Annotated in this window: 15 protein-coding genes; 6 read left to right on the top strand and 9 right to left on the bottom strand. The window is 70.7% G+C overall.

The genetic code is table 11. The features are described 5' to 3' along the window. Positions 1-103 precede the first annotated feature (103 nt). Together BIV57_RS00965 and BIV57_RS00960 are read right to left on the bottom strand one after the other, a co-directional pair. On the bottom strand, positions 104-943 hold the full coding sequence (locus tag BIV57_RS00965; RefSeq protein WP_071654631.1) for an ABC transporter permease: 840 nt from the start codon (positions 941-943) through the stop codon (positions 104-106). Then, the gene (locus BIV57_RS00960) at positions 940-1971 is read right to left on the bottom strand and encodes an ATP-binding cassette domain-containing protein (protein WP_079169906.1); all 1032 of its coding nucleotides are present in this window, start codon (positions 1969-1971) and stop codon (positions 940-942) included. Before BIV57_RS00960 ends, BIV57_RS00965 begins: the two co-directional genes overlap by 4 nt. Before the next feature lie 92 nt (positions 1972-2063). Here BIV57_RS00960 and BIV57_RS00955 point away from each other — a divergent pair, with 92 nt between their 5' ends. Next, entirely contained in the window at positions 2064-2966 is a 903-nt protein-coding gene (locus tag BIV57_RS00955; protein WP_071654630.1) for a sigma-70 family RNA polymerase sigma factor, read from the top strand. Between the two features lie 682 nt (positions 2967-3648). Here the strand turns inward: BIV57_RS00955 and tsaA are convergent. After that, positions 3649-4080: a tRNA (N6-threonylcarbamoyladenosine(37)-N6)-methyltransferase TrmO gene (tsaA, locus tag BIV57_RS00950; RefSeq protein WP_071654629.1), complete on the bottom strand. Its 432-nt coding sequence runs from the start codon at positions 4078-4080 to the stop codon at positions 3649-3651. 300 nt (positions 4081-4380) lie between these two features. Between tsaA and istA the strand changes: the two genes are divergently transcribed. Together istA and istB are read left to right on the top strand one after the other, a co-directional pair. Then, the gene (istA, locus tag BIV57_RS00945; protein ID WP_071654720.1) at positions 4381-5634 is read left to right on the top strand and encodes an IS21 family transposase; all 1254 of its coding nucleotides are present in this window, start codon (positions 4381-4383) and stop codon (positions 5632-5634) included. Further along, positions 5631-6422, top strand: coding sequence for an IS21-like element helper ATPase IstB (gene istB, locus BIV57_RS00940; protein ID WP_272868237.1), 792 nt, complete (start codon positions 5631-5633; stop codon positions 6420-6422). The genes istA and istB overlap by 4 nt, the downstream gene beginning before the upstream one ends. On the opposite strand, the gene BIV57_RS00935 is transcribed toward istB, so the two are convergent. The 4 genes from BIV57_RS00935 to BIV57_RS00920 all read right to left on the bottom strand — a co-directional run bounded on the left by BIV57_RS00935 (position 6334) and on the right by BIV57_RS00920 (position 9839). Continuing rightward, positions 6334-6780 (bottom strand): DUF6228 family protein, encoded by a 447-nt coding sequence (locus tag BIV57_RS00935; protein WP_071654628.1) that lies wholly within the window; start codon positions 6778-6780, stop codon positions 6334-6336. The genes istB and BIV57_RS00935 overlap by 89 nt on opposite strands. 33 nt (positions 6781-6813) lie before the next feature. Continuing rightward, the gene (locus BIV57_RS00930; protein ID WP_217651671.1) at positions 6814-8307 is read right to left on the bottom strand and encodes a site-specific integrase; all 1494 of its coding nucleotides are present in this window, start codon (positions 8305-8307) and stop codon (positions 6814-6816) included. A 150-nt stretch (positions 8308-8457) separates the two neighbouring features. Beyond that, positions 8458-8772: a helix-turn-helix domain-containing protein gene (locus tag BIV57_RS00925; protein WP_071654626.1), complete on the bottom strand. Its 315-nt coding sequence runs from the start codon at positions 8770-8772 to the stop codon at positions 8458-8460. Beyond that, positions 8769-9839, bottom strand: a complete 1071-nt coding sequence (locus BIV57_RS00920) for a tyrosine-type recombinase/integrase (protein WP_245797365.1) — start codon at positions 9837-9839, stop codon at positions 8769-8771. The genes BIV57_RS00925 and BIV57_RS00920 overlap by 4 nt, the downstream gene beginning before the upstream one ends. Positions 9840-9963: 124 nt before the next feature. On the opposite strand from BIV57_RS00920, the gene BIV57_RS00915 reads away from it, so the two are divergent. Together BIV57_RS00915 and BIV57_RS00910 are read left to right on the top strand one after the other, a co-directional pair. Continuing rightward, complete coding sequence (locus BIV57_RS00915) at positions 9964-10128, top strand: ATP-binding protein (RefSeq protein WP_272868236.1); 165 nt, start codon at positions 9964-9966, stop codon at positions 10126-10128. Positions 10129-10937: 809 nt separating this feature from the next. After that, the gene (locus BIV57_RS00910) at positions 10938-12260 is read left to right on the top strand and encodes a hypothetical protein (RefSeq protein WP_419185673.1); all 1323 of its coding nucleotides are present in this window, start codon (positions 10938-10940) and stop codon (positions 12258-12260) included. Positions 12261-12785: 525 nt separating this feature from the next. Here the strand turns inward: BIV57_RS00910 and BIV57_RS00905 are convergent. After that, positions 12786-13757, bottom strand: coding sequence for a phosphotransferase enzyme family protein (locus BIV57_RS00905; protein WP_071654623.1), 972 nt, complete (start codon positions 13755-13757; stop codon positions 12786-12788). 288 nt (positions 13758-14045) lie between these two features. Beyond that, a complete protein-coding gene (locus BIV57_RS00900) occupies positions 14046-14771 on the bottom strand; it encodes an alpha/beta fold hydrolase (protein WP_071654719.1) in 726 nt (241 codons plus the stop codon). Between the two features lie 74 nt (positions 14772-14845). Between BIV57_RS00900 and BIV57_RS00895 the strand changes: the two genes are divergently transcribed. After that, the gene (locus tag BIV57_RS00895; RefSeq protein WP_175548622.1) at positions 14846-15277 is read left to right on the top strand and encodes a class E sortase; all 432 of its coding nucleotides are present in this window, start codon (positions 14846-14848) and stop codon (positions 15275-15277) included. Positions 15278-16139 lie beyond the last annotated feature (862 nt).

Here is a 16139-nt window from a genome sequence, read left to right as displayed (position 1 = left end):
TCATGACGGGTGACTCGCTGCCCTGCAAGGACACGTTGGCACGGGGGACGGGACCGAACGCGCAGATCGACCAAGCGCAGGGGTTGCCCGGTGATCTGACACCTCATCGGCGGCGGGAGAAGCGCGCCGCGGCGAGGGAGGCGAAGACCGCGATGATCCCCGCGGTCCAGACCAGGGACACCCAGACGTAGTAGGTGGTGGGGTGCGGCAGCAGCGCCTGCACCCGTGGGCCGCCCGCCAGGGCGCGGACCGCGTCGACCATGGGTGTGACCGGTTGGTGCTCGGCTACCGGGCGCAGCCAGCCCGGCATGGAGGCGACCGGCACGTACGCGCTGGAGACGAAGACGAAGAGCGTCATCATCACCGACATGCCCTGCGCGGCCTGTGCGGTGCCGGAGAGCAGTCCGATGGCGATGAAGACCCACTCGAAGGCGAATCCGTAGAGAACGCAGAGGCCGAACGCCGCCAGCCCGTGCCCGATCGAGGCGTGCATCCGGAAGCCCACGGCGAACCCGAGCGCCGAGCCGACGAACAGGCCCCACACCACCAGGGCGGTGTCGGCCAGGCCGCGGCCGGCGAGTACCGCGGCACGCGGAATCGGCAGTGACCGCAGCCGGTCGAACAGGCCGTTCTCGACATCCTCGGCGACGCCCGCCGCCGCACTCATGCCGTTGAAGAGGATGAGCGTGGTGACGAAGCCGGGGACCAGGAAGTCGACATAGCCCAGCCCCCGGCCGGCGTTGATGGCGCCGCCGAAGATGTAGCGGAACACCACCAGGAAGACTGCGCTCTGCACGGTCGCCAGGACGATCAGCTGCGGGGTGCGCACGAACTTGCGGACGGTGCGCTGCGCCACCTGGGCGCTGCTGGGCCAGAAGCGGGCGCCGACGCGGGGCGGGTCGACGGTTGGGGCCGGTGCGGCGGAGTTGGTCAGGGCGGTCATGACTGCTGCTCCTTCCGGACGGATGCGTCGTCGGCGCGATGGCCGGTCAGGGTGAGGAAGACCTCGTCGAGGGTGGGGTGCCGGAGCGCGATGTCGTCGATCGGGACTCCGGTACGGTCCAGGGCGCGCATCGCCTCCATCAGGCGGCGGGTGCCGTCGCTCACCGCGGTCCAGGCGCGGCGGGTGGCCGGGTCGGTGCGCGGTTCGCCGCCGACGGTGGCGAGGACGGCGGCCACCTCCCCCAGTGCGAGCGGGTCGCGGACGTGCACCTCGATGACGTCGTCGCCGCCGAGGGCCTTCAGCTCGGCCGGGGTTCCGGCGGCGACCACCCGGCCGTGGTCGATGATGACGATGTCGGCGGCCAGTTGGTCGGCCTCGTCCAGGTACTGGGTGGTGAGAAGGACGTCGGTGCCATCGGCGACGAGTTGGCGGATGGCGTCCCACAGCCGGATGCGGCTGCCGGGGTCGAGGCCGGTGGTGGGCTCGTCGAGCAGCAGCAGCCGGGGCGTGCCGACGAGGCTGGCGCCCAGGTCGAGGCGGCGGCGCAGGCCGCCGGAGTAGCCGCGGACCAGCCGGTCGGCGTCCTCGGTCAGGCCCATCCGCTGCAGTACGGAGGCGGCGGCCGCCTTGGCCCGGCTCCCTTTGAGGCCGAAGAGGCGGCCGACCATCACCAGGTTCTCGCGTCCGGTCATGGCGGGTTCGACCGCGGCGAACTGACCGGCGAGGCCGATGATCTGGCGTACCTGGGCCGGCCGGCGCAGCGCGTCGACGCCGGCGACCTCCAGGGCGCCGGCGTCCGGTCGCAGTAGGGTGGCGACGGCCCGGACGAAGGTGGTCTTGCCGGCGCCGTTGGGGCCGAGCAGGGCGACGACGCGGCCGGGTCGCAGGACCAGGTTGAGCCCGTCGAGGGCCCGGGTGTTGCCGTAGTGCTTGACGAGGCCGGAGGCCCGGAGTACGGGTGGTGCGGTGGTCGGGTCGGCTTCGGTGGTGGTCCGCCGGCCGCTCGCCGCGGGGCTGTGGGATGTCATGTCGCTGCTCCTGTCCGGGTGTTACCCCGACCGGTTCCGTTTCGACTTATCAGCAGTGGGGTGTCGGACCGGGGCGGCGGAAGGTAACGGCGATGGACGAGCGGGACTGGTTGGCGCGGCGGTTCCAGGGGCACCGCCCGCGGCTGCGGGCGGTGGCGTATCGGATGCTCGGCTCGCTGTCGGACGCGGACGACGCGGTGCAGGGGGCGTGGCTGCGACTGGCGCGGGCGGACGTCGGTGCGGTGGCGAACCTGGGCGGCTGGCTGACCACGGTGGTGGCGCGCGAGAGCCTGGATCTGCTGCGGGCGCGCGGCTCGCGGCGCGAGGAGCTGCTGCCGGAGCGGCTGCCCGACCCGGTGGTCGGCCGCTGGGGGGCGGCCGGTCGGGAGGAGGACCCGGAGGCGGAGGCGCTGCTGGCGGAGGGGATCGGGCTGGCCATGCTGGTGGTGCTGGACACCCTCACGCCCGCCGAGCGCCTCGCGTTCGTCCTGCACGACACCTTCGGGGTGCCGTTCGCGGAGATCGGCCGGCTGCTGGGCCGCTCGACGGCGGCGGCGAAGATGCTGGCGAGCCGGGCTCGGCGCCGGGTGCGGGGCGCTGCGGCGGACGCGGAGCCGGATCCGTCCCGGCAGCGAGAGGTGGTGGAGGCGTTCTACGCGGCCGCCCGGCAGGGCCGGTTCGAGGATTTGGTGGCCCTGCTGGACCCGGGCGCTGTGGTGCGGGCAGACAGCGGACGGTCCGCGGGCGTCGAGGTGGTGCGGGGGGCGCCGGAGGTGGCGCGGCGGGTGGTGGAGTCGGGCGGCTTCGGCCATCCGGCGCTGACGCCGCGTCGGGCGCTGGTCAACGGGACGGCGGGCCTGGTACTGGTGACGGCCGGGCGGGCGGTGGCGGTCCTGGGCTTCACGGTGCGTCGAGGACGTGTTGCCGAGGTTGACATCTTCGCCGACCCGCAGCGCCTGCGCCGCCTGGACATGGCGGTCCTTGACGAGCCGTGAGGCACCCGGGTCTCGACGTCGCGGGCGATCGCGGCCCGCTGCTGCACGCCGCAGGGAGCGGTTCCGAGTGCGGTCCTCAATTACGGGTGCGGGTCGCGCTCGCTGCGCAGGCGTATGGGTGGGGTGGTGATGACTGTCGCTGCGCGAGCAAGGACCGTCCCGGCGCCCCGGCCGGCCCGGCGACGTGTTCATCCGGCCGCGCCGGCTCGGTGTCGGGCCTGGAGGCCGCCACGAGTGGTGATTCGGCGTCGTCGATCACGGCGCTCATGGTCGGGGCAACCGGTGGTTGCGGACGGAGGTAGCGAGGTGGCGGCCGCTCATCAGGGTCGGGATGCTGCCGATGATCGGCCGATCGCTTCGCGGGCGAACCGGGTGCGCCGTGGCGGATCCGGGACCGCGTGCGGCCCCGAACTCTGGGTCTCCCGGCACGCCGTTGCCGAAGAGGTCATCATCGGCTTCGTCACCTGCCGCATCGTCAGATCTGCGTGGGAGCCGACGTCTGCGCCCGCGGATCTGCTTCAGCCAGGCCCGCGGGCGCCCCAGGCCAACTGCGGTCACTGTCGCGCTTGGGGCGCGTCTTCAGGGACCGCTTGAGAGACGCTTTGCGTCGCCCGGGCTGGCTCGCAATCCCTCGGTCCTCAGCGCCCGCTCGACGGTGGGATGGCTGATTCTGAGGCAGGTTCTATCGTTCGTCGGTCGGGCCCAGGAGCGGCTTCAGGTCGAGCACGGGCGTGCCGTCCAGTGCCTCGAGGTTGCGGACTCGGATGCGGAGTTCCTCGATTGAGGTGATCGTGACCTGATGAAGTCCGATCGGGTTCGGTCGGTCCGGCGAGCGTGTACTGAACACGCCGGCGCGCGGGCGGCTGGTGTCGCCGCGGGGATGGACTGCTGTCACTGAGCGGTCGCTGCGATCGAGCCAGGTCAGGACGAGAACGTCACTGCCCTCGGTGAGGCCTTGCAGTGCAGGACGAACGGTCTCGTCGAACACCAGCCATGCTTCAGGGGCGCCTTCGTCGCCCTGCCGCGGAGCGTCTTTGAGGTCAGTCAACTCGGACACGACCGTGCCGACCGGCTTCAGGGCAAGATCGTTGGGGTCGGGCGAGTATGCGGGCAATGCAGGTCTCCCTTGTTCGTTTGCTGGCGGCGCGTGTTCCATTGTTCAGCGGCACAGTGCCCTCGTGGGCCGGCTTGCGGACCGGATGTGACAGTCGCGGCACCCGTTGCGGAAGGCTCGTGCTGTGCTCGTGGCCACCGGTGTGTGAGGGCGGGGTTGCGGGTCCGGGGTCAGCAGTGGTCCGGTTCGGGGCTGTTGTCGGCGGCGCTTGAAAACTGATCCACTTACAGCGGATCAAAAATGATCCACCTGGTGGTGATCCGGACATCCTGATGCTGACACAGCGTCAGGATGAAGAAGGTGATCCACGTGGAGGACTGGGCAGAGATCCGCCGCCTGCACCGCTCCGAGGGCCAGGGCATCCGTGCCATCGCCCGCGACCTGGGGATCTCCCGCAACACCGTCAAACGGGCCCTGGCCAGCGACCGACCCCCGAAATACACCCGCGCCGCCAAGGGCTCGGCGGTCGACGCGGTCGAAGAAGAGATCAAGACGCTGCTCGCCGACACCCCGACGATGCCCGCCACCGTGATCGCCGAGCGCATCGGCTGGGACCGCGGGATGACCATCCTCAACGAGCGTGTCCGCGAGCTGCGCCCGGCCTTCCTGCCCCCGGACCCGGTCTCGCGCACCACCTACCAACCCGGCGAGATCGCCCAGTGCGACCTGTGGTTCCCGCCGGCCGAGATCCCCCTCGGCTTCGGCCAAAGCGGAAGCCCGCCGGTCCTGGTGCTGGTGGCCGGCTACTCCCGCGTGATCGCCGCCCGCATGCTGCCCTCCCGCCGCGCGTTCGACCTCATCGACGGCCACTGGCGGCTGCTGACCGGATGGAACGCGGTCCCCAAGATGCTGGTCTGGGACAACGAACCCGCCGTCGGCCAGCGCGGGAAACTCTCGGTCGAGTTCGCCGCCCTGGCCGGACTGCTGGGAATCAAGGTCTTCCAGGCCCGGCCCCGCGATCCGGAGGCCAAGGGCCTGGTCGAGCGCGCCAACGGCTATCTGGAGACCTCCTTCCTGCCCGGCCGCACCTTCACCTCCCCGGCCGACTTCAACACCCAGCTGACCAACTGGCTGCAGATCGCCAACCGGCGCCGGCACCGCAGCATCGAGGCCCGCCCCGCCGACCGGTTCGAGGCCGACCGGGCCGGCATGCTCGCCCTGCCGCCCATCGAGCCGGCCCGCTGGTGGCAGTTCGGCCTGCGCCTGCCGCGCGACCACTACGTGCGCATCGAGACCAACGACTACTCCATCCACCCCGCCGCCATCGGCCGGCGCATCACCATGCGCATCGACGCCGAGCAGGTCACCGCCCGTCTGGGCGAGCAGCTGGTCGCCCGGCACGAACGCTGCTGGGCCCGGCACCAGACCTTGACCGACCCCGAGCACACCGCCGCAGGACGCGCCCTGCGCACCGCCTTCCTCACCCAGCGAACCTCCCCGGCCCAGGCCGCCGATCCGGCCGCGGTCGAGGTCGAGCAGCGCCCGCTGGCCAGCTACGACCGGCTGTTCACCGTCATCGACGGCGGCCGGGCACCGGGCAAGGAGCAGCGGTGAGTGCCACCAAGCGCCGGACCGGGCAGCCGGCGGCCGACCTGGCCTTTTTGACCCGCGCGCTGAAGGCCCCGGCGATCCGGGAGGCCGCCGAGCGTCTCGCCGAACGCGCCGCCGGCGAGTCCTGGAGCCACCTGGAGTTTCTGACGGCCTGTCTGCAGCGCGAGGTCTCCGCCCGCGAGTCGCACGGCGGCGAGAATCGGATCCGCGCCGCACGCTTTCCCGCGGTCAAGACCCTGGAACAGCTGGATGCCACCCATCTGCGCGGCATCACGCGTCAACAGCTGGCGCATCTGGGAACGTTGGACTTCCTGGCCGGCAAGGAGAACGCGATCCTCCTGGGTCCGCCGGGCACCGGCAAGACCCACATCGCCACCGGTCTGGGGGTTCGGGCCTGCCAGGCCGGGCACCGGGTGGCCTTTGCCACCGCCGCGGAGTGGGTGGACCGCCTGGCCGCCGCCCACCACGCCGGCCGGCTGCGCGAGGAGCTGACCCGGCTGGGCCGGATCCCGCTGATCGTGGTCGACGAGGTCGGCTACATCCCGTTCGAGGCCGAGGCCGCGAACCTGTTCTTCCAGCTGATATCGCACCGCTACGAGAGAGCGAGCGTGATCGTCACCTGCAACAAGCCCTTCGGTAAAGCGCACATGTTCCGGCGAACCTGTGTCAGGTGGCGCCAGAATGCGACAGGTTCGGCTCGGTTCAGGTGGTCTCGGGCTCGTGGTGGAGGAAATCCCGGACGTCGGCCGCGAGTATGGACATCTGCTCGCCGGCTTCCAGCCAGGTCGTGACGGTGGCCTTCCAGCCGTCGGTGGGGTTCCGCCACGGGCAGAGGGTCCAGCTCACCGCGACGTGGCCGCCGGAGTGGAAGATGGCCCGGACGGCAAGGTCCCGGTCGGCGGTCTGCCATACGCGTTCGCCTCGCCATCCGCGGAAATCCGCGGCGAGTTCGTCCAAGAAGGGCGCCAGGTCCGCGTCCCAGTTCCAGGCGGCCACCGCGTCAACGCGGGCGTTGAGACCGGGTGCGCTGGCCTCAACGGCGTAGTGCAGGCAGTCCTGGTCTTCCCGGAAGCGGTCACAGAGCCGGACATGCACCGTTCGGTCGCGCTGGCAGCGGACGATGACGTCGGCGGTGTCTTCGGGGATCATCTGCGAAACGTTAGGTCAGCGGGGTGCCCATCGTCATGGTGTTTCCGGCCCGGGCAGCGCTCCGGGATCGACGCGGTCGGCGAGATAGATCAGCGTCGACTCGGCCGTCATCCCGAACGCGGCGGCGACGAGCTTCGGATCCATCACATTCACGAGGTCGAGGAGACGGGTGCTGCGGATCATCCGTGGCGGGAAGCCGCAGGGGTCAAGGACATGGGAGAGATAGGCAGTTGAGGCCGGGCTCCGCCCGGCCTTCGTTCCTTTGGTGACCATGACGTGCGGGTTGTCGGTCCGCCAGCCGTCGCGATGGGCCAGGCAGCGTTGCAGGACCGCCCAGGACGCCGGGTCCATCGGCACCGGACGGGGCCGTTTGCCCAGGCGGAGGCTCTGGGTGGTCTCGTCGACGTCGTCGATCTGCAGCAGGCGGGTCTCGGTACTGGAGGCGCCGTGCAGCAGCGCGAGCATGCCGACCAGGGCCTCGTGGGGGTGCACGCTCTCGTCCGTGGTCCAGCGCCGGAAGAGGCCGCGCTGCTGGTCGAGGGTGAGGGTCGCACCGCGGAATCCCCGGGCTTCGTCACCGGCCAGTCCGCGGGTCGGGTCGACCAGCACCAGGTGCTGGGCACGGGCGAAGCGGAAGAACTGCCGCAGCACGGTCAACCGTCGCTTGCGCGCTCGCGGCAGCGTGTTCAAGAACGCCTCGATGTCCTGCACGTCGACCAACTCCCAACCGTCCTTGCCCCGTTCGGCCGCGAGGAAGAGCGCGAGATCCCGCAGGATTGACAGAGCGGTTTCCAGGGTGTGGTTGCTGCGGGGCCGGGTGCCGGCCCGGCGGGCCCGCTCCTGGGCCCGCATCCGCGAGGCGTCGAAGGCCGTCACGGCCAACCGCAGCGGATCGGGAACGGCGTCGAGGCGCCGTCGGCGGCGGCCCGCCGCCAGGCGATCGCTCTGGTCGGTGGGCAATGCCAGGCCGTGACGGGTGAAGAAGTCCTCCAACGCGCGGGCGAAGGATCCCATCGACCTGCCCGGTCGGCGGGATCGCTCCAACAGGGCCTGCGGCGAGTTGGGGTGTTCATCCCCCAGGAGTCGGCCCAGGTCGGTGACGAAGCCGCAGGCCCGCGAGACGCAGTGTCGCTTGGCGACGTGCGCGACGAAGTCGTCCAGCCACCAGGGTGGTTCCGCGAGTTGTTCCCGCAGGTGGTCGCCGCGGATGAAGGGGCGGCCGGGATGCTTTTGCCAGCACGGCGAGCACAGGCCGAGTCCGGCATGGCGCCGCAGCTGCCCGCATTCTCGGCAGATGCGCGGCGGCTTCTTCGCCGGCCGGGGCCGTGAGCACGACCCGCACCAGCCGGTCGGCTCACGCAGATAGCCGGGACGGCCGCAGCGCGGACAGGGCTGCTGGGCCGCCAGGCGACGGGCCTTGTTCCGGCAATCCCGGCACAGCCGGCCGTCCTTCGCCCGCACCGGATGGCCGCACTGTTCACAGATCCGCGAACACAGAACGCATCGACCGGTGTCCTGCTGCAGCACTCGCTGCAGGCCGCAGGACCGGCATGGTGATCGCGCGGCGTCTTCCTTCATCCGGCGCCAGCACCGGCAGCAGTGCTCGCGGTCCAGGAACCCGACCGGGGCACCGCAGGTGACGCAGTCCCGCTGTCTCTTCCCCACCTCGGCCGCCGGTCACATGGGTGGCATCGACCGGCCGCGCGCGGAGGCGACCCGCGGGAGCTTGGCGACCGGACGGGGCGGGGCGACGGGTCGTTCGACCGGCGTGGTGTCGACCTCGATCAAGTCGTTGGGAGTGCACTCCAGCGCGGTGCACAACGCGGCCAGGGTCGTCATCTTCACCTGGGAGGGCTCCTTGGTGAACAGCGCGGACACCGACGCCGAGGACAGGTCCAGGCCGGCCTTCTCGGCCAGCAGACGCCGCAGTTCGGTGCCGGTCCAGACCTCACGCTGAGCGGCGGCCATCCGCAGACGCCATTGGATCTTCATTCCGTGGACTCCTTCCCGGTCAGTTCGGCGAGTGTGCTGGCCACGGCCCGCTGATAGGCGTCCTCGATGAAGGTGGTCGAGGGCCGGACATATCTCATGGTCGAGCCGACCGTCCAGTGACCGAGCATTTGCTGGATCGCCACCAGGTCGACGCCGCGTTCGTAGTTGTGGGTCGCGCACGCTCGGCGCAGGGCATGCGGGCTGAACCACTCGGCTGCGGGCTGGCCCTCCAGTTGCATGAGATAGCGCAGCCGGTTGCGGATCGTCCCGCGGTGGAGGGGGCCGCCGGACTCGTCCGCGAACAGCAGGGGGGAATCAGGGAACTTGGGCCGCACGTCCTCCAGGAACCACCGCAGCACCAGGTCCAGGCCGTCGAGCATGGGCACCCAGCGCGGCCTGGGTCCGGAGGTGTGGGCTCCCTTGCCGAAGCGGACGTGGATCTTGCCGAACGGTCCGCGGGTGAAGTGCAGGTCCGGCTTCTCCAGGAGTGATGCTTCCTCGGAGCGGAGCCCGGCGTGATACAGCGTCCGGAACATCGCATAGTCCCGGGCGGCGGGGCCATACTTCCGCGCGGTCGCGATCCGCTGCTTCATGAAGTCGAAGAACTCTCCGATCCGCTCCGGGCTCGGCGGCGGCACCAGGGCCGGCGAGTCGTCACCGACATGCCGTGAGGCGTTGAACTCGTCGATGGGGCAGACCAGCCGAACGCCGAAGGCGGCCTCGATCTCGGCAGCCTTTCGGGCCTGGAGGAAGCGGTGGAAGCCTTTGAAGATCTGCACGTATTCGCGGCGGGTCGATGTCCTGCGGCCCTGGACGGCGAGGTCGCCGACGATCCGGTCGATGTCCTCTGCGGTCACCTCCCAGGCGGGCCGGCCCAGGGCCTTGAGCGTCCGCTCCAGCAGGCCGATGTCGTTGTCGATGGTCACCGGGCTGAACCCGCGGGCCCGCCACGAGGCGACGAATGCGTCGACGCACAACGTCTGGAACTGCCAGGGGTCCGTACTCAACGGTTCCTGCGGAACCGCCCCTCCGGTTATGACCTGCAGTCTCGTCCCGGCCACCGGCACACCTTCCTCGCGCCTGAACGGTCAAGGTGGCACCTGGAAAATCCGGGACCCACCACGAGAACCAACGAGAGCCGCAGGAGATGGATACGGGCCGGTGGCAGCACAGATTCCCGGGAACGAACAAGTGCCAGCCCCAGATCGCTGGGGCGAGGTCTTCGGCGACGAGACCGTGGCCGCCGCCATGATCGACCGGCTGGTCCACCATGCCGAGGTCCACTCCCTCAAGGGCGAGTCCTACCGGATGAAGGGCCGCAGCCTCGGCGACCGCTCCAGCACCGACGACGACTGACCGACACAGACGCCACCTGGATCACGTTTCACCCGCTCAAAGTGGATCAAAATTCAGCCGTTGCCGACACGGACTCCGAGATCAGGGGTTACGGCCCCGGAGGGATGTCCACCATGGAGAGCATGGGGAAGAAGAAGCCGCGCCCACGGCGCTCGTTCACGCCCGAGTTCAAAGCGGAGATCGTCGAGCTGTGCCGGCTACGAGGACGCCCACGCGGCCTGACCACCACACCGAACGTGTCCGTCAAAGCGGAACAAGCTCACTGTCACGTTCGAGTGGCGGGACTCGTCCTTCGGAGTGAAATGGCTGCGGACAACGAAGGCAGCGGGCCCGTCCTGCCGATAGGGACATGTGGCCGCATTTATTACTCTCCGTAGCGCGCGGACACTGCGCACGCCCGCGATCGCATGCCTTCTGGCCTTGTTGTTCGCCCTGGGGCAGGCGGGCAACGTCGCCATGCAGGCCACGCCCGACACCTTGAACTACGTCACCTACGCGCACCGCATCTTGGGTCAGGACGAGACGACAGCCACGCAGGCCGCAGGCCAGTACTACTGCCTGAGCGCGATCCGCACCGCCCAGGCCTCCCACCGGGTCGGGGACACGACATTCGCCACCCCCGCAACGGCGGCGGGCAGCGCCGCAAAGCGAGCCTGCGGGGCCAAGATGAAGCGTCAGCTGGCCCAAACGCACGCATTCGACCACGCTGTGGTCTGGCCCTTCTGGCCCGTCCGCTACCAGAAGATCTTCTCCTCGCGCCCGGGCTACCCTGTCCTACTCGCCCCGTTCGTCGGACTGCTCGGTGATGCATGGGGCGTCTGGCTGTTGTCCGTTCTGGTCACCGCAGCGGCCGGCCTCGTGGTCGCGCTCGCCTTGAGGGCTGCCAGCCTCGGAACCGTCGCCGCCTTCACACGATTCTCGGCTACACCGAAGAATACGCGGCCGAGATCCTCGACGAGGTCGCCCGCCTGGGATCCGAGTACATGGGGGACGGCGTCCACTCCGGCCTCGGCGCCATCAACCGCATCCGCTCGACACTGGTGCGGCGCAAAGACCACACCGGGCTCATGGCCCTCGCCCGCTTCAGCAAGTCGGTCAAAGCGGCCGCTCGACTCGAAGCCGTGCGATGGGAGGACGACGGTACGCTCGCCGTCGATGCGACGGCACGCCTGGCCGTCGGCCCGGACCGGGAGCCACTGCCGCTGCTCCGCGTCGACGACCGCCTGATCATCGACCCGGCTGTCACCGGAAGCTTTCTGCCCGCCGGGGAACACGTCGACGTCACCGACGAACTGACGCACTTCACGACCTCGCTGTCGCTGCGCAACCGCGAAACCGGGGTGGAGTGGCACTGCCTGTGGGGGTCCTCGCCGGAACTCGTCCCGCTCCCCGGCCGCAACCGCTACCACCTCGTCGCGCGGGGGACCGGACGGCTCGTTCACCTCACAGGCGACCAACCCACCCTGCTGGATCGTGGATTTTGGGATGTGTGGATCCCCCTCAAGGGCCTGGGTGCGAGTCGAAAGGCACGCCTGGGCTCCGACCGCGCACCGGCCGTCGATCCCCTGTGCCTCCCCATGCTCCCGGCCATCGGCAGGCACCCGGTCATCCCCTACTTCACCGATACGCACAGCAACTTGACCCTCGACGTCGGCCGCCGGGGCAAGAGACTCACCACGCAGCTGGTCGGACGCGATGTCAGCGTGCTGCCTGGACCACGCCCCGAACTCCGCCTGCCCATCGCCGCCCCCTGCACCGGCACGCCCTTCCCCGCAAAGGTCCTGCTCGACCGGGAATCAGGAGAGCAGATCACCGTCGACGTACAGCTCCGCGCCCGCACCGGCCGTGCCCACCTGCCGCTCGCCGCGCTGACTCACATCCCCGCCGGAACCTGGAGGCTCTCGTTGAGTCTGGATGACTCCCCGGCCCTGGCAGCCGAACTGTGCGAACTGATCGCGGGCCGCAGAGCAAGGATCGGACCGGGCCGTGTGCGCCGTGCCGACCTGAGGACGACAGCTGCGGTGACGCGCGAACGCGGAAGGCCTCTCGTCACGAAGCACCTTGAGCCCCTGTCCCGGTGCATCCACTGGATCTTCAGGCGGGCAGCCGCGAGTAAGACCGACCACGGATAGAAACACCCCGAGGTTGACGGTTATCGAAGGCGACAAAACCCAGCGACGCAGGCCCGGGGGCACCAGGTCCCCCGAACTCGCTTCTGTCTCGCGACGAGCGGGCCTCCTGGGTTTGACCCCGGAGGTGGCGCTGGGCACCGGGATCAGCGGGCCGGGAATCCGCTCGGCGCATCCGCCCGCGAGGTGGCCTGATCGTCCCCGCCACCTGCCCTGGCCCACCTCCCTGACGCTCCGGCACTCCCCCGCCGGCGACGGAGTGCTGCACGCCCTCGCCTACCCGAACGGCGGGTTCATTGCAATGGAGGGATCGACCGCCCACACCCGCCGCATCGTCTCCGCCGGCCACCGCGCGATCCGCCAGGCCGTCGAGGACAGCGCGGCGCTCGACGAAGACGCCCTCGCCGACGTCCTGGACCACGCCGGGCACACCGCCTTGACCCGCGCCATCGTCGGCAACGGGCCCAGCTACAACCACCTGCACTGGGAGCTGACGGCCGTGGGCAGACGACAGTCCCGGCAGCGCCGTCAGCCGGGAAGGTTGCGGCGCGCGAACTCCAGACCGCGCTCATTGTCCTCCTGGCCGTCGATACCGGTCAGGTCACCGCTGGCGATCCGGCCGGCGAAGTAGACCGCCTGCACCGCGAACCGGTAGACCACCATGGGCCGCAGCGCCCGCGCGATCTCCCCCCGCTCCAGCACACCCGTGGCGGCGTAGGCGTCCACCAGCGTCGCCGAGCGTTCCAGGCCGCCGTTGTAGAACACCGCGGACGCCACATCGAACATCAGCGGCATCACCGCCGCCGCACCGAAGTCGATCACCCCGCACACCCCCGGCGCCGCACCGGCCAAGAACGCCTCACTGGCCGGATCGCCGTGCACCACGCCCCAGGTCAGCGTGTGCGGGTCCAGGGCCCGCACCCCGGCCAGCGCCCGACCGACCGCGGGAGCAATCCACTCCCGCACGCCCAGCGCCTGCGTGCCGGCCGGCGGCCGGTCCAGCAGGTCCAGCGCCGTCCAGGCCTGCTCCGCCGTCACCGTCCGCGTGCCCAGCACCCGGTGGACCTTCCCCAGTACGGCTCCGATCACCGCGCGGTCGGCGTCGATGCTGCCGTCCAGCGGCCGCCCGTCCACATAATGCAGCAGCGCCAGCACCCAGCCGCGGCGCTCCACGGCCAGGTGCCCGTCAACGGTCGGCTCCGGCGCGCCGGCCGGGATCCCGCCGGCCTCCACGCGCACGGCGGTCTCAAGTCCGAGCAGGAACTGCTCACGCTGCCGGGTCGGGACCGCCTTGGCCACCAACCGGCCGCGGGGATGGGTGATCGAGAAGGCAACAGAGTTCATGCCGCCCTCCAGAGGCTGGATGCGGGCATCGTCCAGCTGCCAGCACTCGGCCAGCACGGCAGCCAGTTCCGAGGAGGTGGGGGCCGGGGTGTTGCGGCCGTCCGCGGTGGCGGGGCCGGACGGCTGCGCGGAGCGGGCAGGGTTGGTCGAGGTCATGAGGTGGCTGCTTTCGGTATCGCCGAGATACCGCCGCCGCGGGACGCGGGGACGGCCTGAACCGGAAGAGGACCGCACAGCCCCACAGTTGGGGCGCGGCCCGGCACACTCACTTCATCGCCGGGCACGCTAGCGCACCCGCACCCCACCCACCATCGGATATCGGCGGCCGCGCCCGGCTCACATGGCATGCCGGGGCTTCTCCTGGGTTCCGGCCGCCGAAAGGGCGCGGAACCGCTACGTACCGGGACCGGACAGTACTGCGTCCCGACCCGCGCCCGTGGAAGCTCAAGCGGCTGGGGTTCGCGCCGTATCTGCTGCGGCGCATGCTGCGGTGACGACCTCGACCCAGATGTCCGGGTGGGTCGACCAGAAGTCGTGGGGCACATCTGGAACGACCTGAAAGGTGGCACCAGGCACCAGCTCGGCGAGCTGCTTCAGTGGCCACGGGGGCCGGATGTCGCCGCCGGCGGCGATGAACGCCATCGGCACGGGCGAGTCGGCAAGGTCTCGGAACAGGGTGGGGTGATGGATCCACTCGGTGAAGGAGGCGCTCAGCGACTTCCACACCGCAGGTTCGTTCGCGATCTCGATGACGACGTCGTTGGGTTTGCCGGCCTCATAGATCTGCGACCAGGTGCGGTCCCGCTGCGGGCCGCGCCCGGCGACGCTGATCACCTGGGCAACCGCATCCGGGTGCTGGAGGGCGTAGCGGACGGCCAGTTCGGAGCCCCAGGAGTGTCCCAGTACGCTCCACCTACTGATGCCGAGGCTCTCCCTGATGGCCTCAAGATCCACGACTGCCTCGGCCATCGTGTGCGGGCCGCCGCCGGAGCGCCCGACGCCGCGCGGCTCAGGAAACCACGCGCGCATCCCGTGCGGAACCAGCCGGTCGTCCTCCAGGTAGTGAACACAGCCTGGGCCGCCGGACAGTACGACGACATCCGGACCGGAGCCGCTGACCCCGACGTGGAGCGACACTCCATCAGGTGCTGTGATCATGCGTTCGTCCATGGCCGCAGACGCTAACACCACCTTGAGCGGCACTCGCCTGCCGGTGAGCATCGATCGGTCGCCTTCGGGTGGGCGTGGGAGCAGCCGGAGGTGGAGGTGGAGGCGTTGGAGTCGAAGGTGGAGGCATCGGCCACTACCGGGGCAGCGCGGCCCCCGGAGCGGTCGGCAACTTCGCGCTGGCCGGCCACCGCTCCTCCTGGTCGGGGTTCGCGCCGTTCGCCGACCTGCCCGGCTCGGTGCACCGCGGCAGCCGCATCGATGCGGAGTCGGGCGAGGGACGCCTGCGCTACGTCGTGGACGCCACCCAGACCACCGGTCCCGACGACGCACGGGTGCTCGCCCCGGACCAGGGGCGGCGCCTCGGCACCAATCGGCGCCTGATCACCCTCACCACCTGCTCGCCCCACTGGGGCCCCAGCGGCCGCTTCATCGTCTTCGGCCACCTGGTCGCCGTCTGGGCCCGCGGCGGGACCGGCGAGACCTCCGCCTACAGGATCATCGCCTGACAGCGAAGACCCGCATGGGCCCGATGCCGGACACGCCCGTCCCGGTGCCCAAGGGCGCGCCCGGCGGCCCGGGTCACCGGGACGGCCCGCCGCGGGCTCGGCTCCGGCGGGCCACGCCGGGTGATCCCGCGCGGGATCGGGCGGACCGGCACATCGGGGAGGCCGTCAGTCCCCGGGCCGCCGACGGCGGCTTCCCGTTCTCGGCCGACTGTGCATCAGTCCGCACCGCACCCGGGCCAGCGGAGGGTCGGCCTCAGGGCCCCTGCAGCAGAGCAGAACCATACAGGGGCCCCTCGGCACCGCCCGCCGGCTCCTCGGGGAGTGATCAATAGAGCCGCGGACGCCCGGCGGCAGCCTTCCGCATCGACCACGGAGACCGTCCGCCGCAGGCACAGCGGCCAGCGAACCGCTTCGTGCACCCGACCCCACTCTCCACCACACCCCGCCGCAACCACGGGCTCTCCACTCGGTGTCGGCGCGGACCCCACCCATCCGGACCAGCAGCACAAGCAGCGGCTGCCCGGAGGCCCAGGGCCTTCACCAGGCGTCGGCGGCCGCCACCACGAGACCCAACCCCGCACCACGACCGCCCACGCCGATGCGACTGACGCTGCAGGGTCGGGTCCCCGCGAAGGCATGGCTTCGCGGGGCCCCGACCGGCGTATCTCCGACCGGCACCCGCGTGCGGACAGGACCCGGCCGGGGCGGCGGGGCTTCGCGAGACCAGCAGTCTCGGCGAGCCAGCTGATCAACGACGCCCCGAGGCCCTTACTCCGCCCGGGCTGCCAAACCCCCTGCGGCTGGCGCACGTCTGGTCACGACCGGCCTTGGGTCAGCCCTGCTCGGATGGTGCACCCACGAC

This window comes from Mangrovactinospora gilvigrisea (assembly GCF_001879105.1).
Lineage (GTDB): Bacteria > Actinomycetota > Actinomycetes > Streptomycetales > Streptomycetaceae > Mangrovactinospora > Mangrovactinospora gilvigrisea.
The sequence above is the reverse complement of the archived record's forward strand: the minus strand, read 5'-3'. Positions and strand labels throughout refer to the sequence as shown.

Coding starts and splice junctions, on each gene's coding strand:
- BIV57_RS00925 (WP_071654626.1), bottom strand. CDS start 8,772: ATGAAGATCCAATGGCGTCTGCGGATGGCCGCCGCTCAGCGTGAGGTC.
- BIV57_RS00900 (WP_071654719.1), bottom strand. CDS start 14,771: ATGGACGAACGCATGATCACAGCACCTGATGGAGTGTCGCTCCACGTC.
- BIV57_RS00960 (WP_079169906.1), bottom strand. CDS start 1,971: ATGACATCCCACAGCCCCGCGGCGAGCGGCCGGCGGACCACCACCGAA.
- BIV57_RS00955 (WP_071654630.1), top strand. CDS start 2,064: ATGGACGAGCGGGACTGGTTGGCGCGGCGGTTCCAGGGGCACCGCCCG.
- BIV57_RS00905 (WP_071654623.1), bottom strand. CDS start 13,757: ATGACCTCGACCAACCCTGCCCGCTCCGCGCAGCCGTCCGGCCCCGCC.
- BIV57_RS00910 (WP_419185673.1), top strand. CDS start 10,938: ATGGGGCGTCTGGCTGTTGTCCGTTCTGGTCACCGCAGCGGCCGGCCT.
- BIV57_RS00965 (WP_071654631.1), bottom strand. CDS start 943: ATGACCGCCCTGACCAACTCCGCCGCACCGGCCCCAACCGTCGACCCG.
- BIV57_RS00935 (WP_071654628.1), bottom strand. CDS start 6,780: ATGATCCCCGAAGACACCGCCGACGTCATCGTCCGCTGCCAGCGCGAC.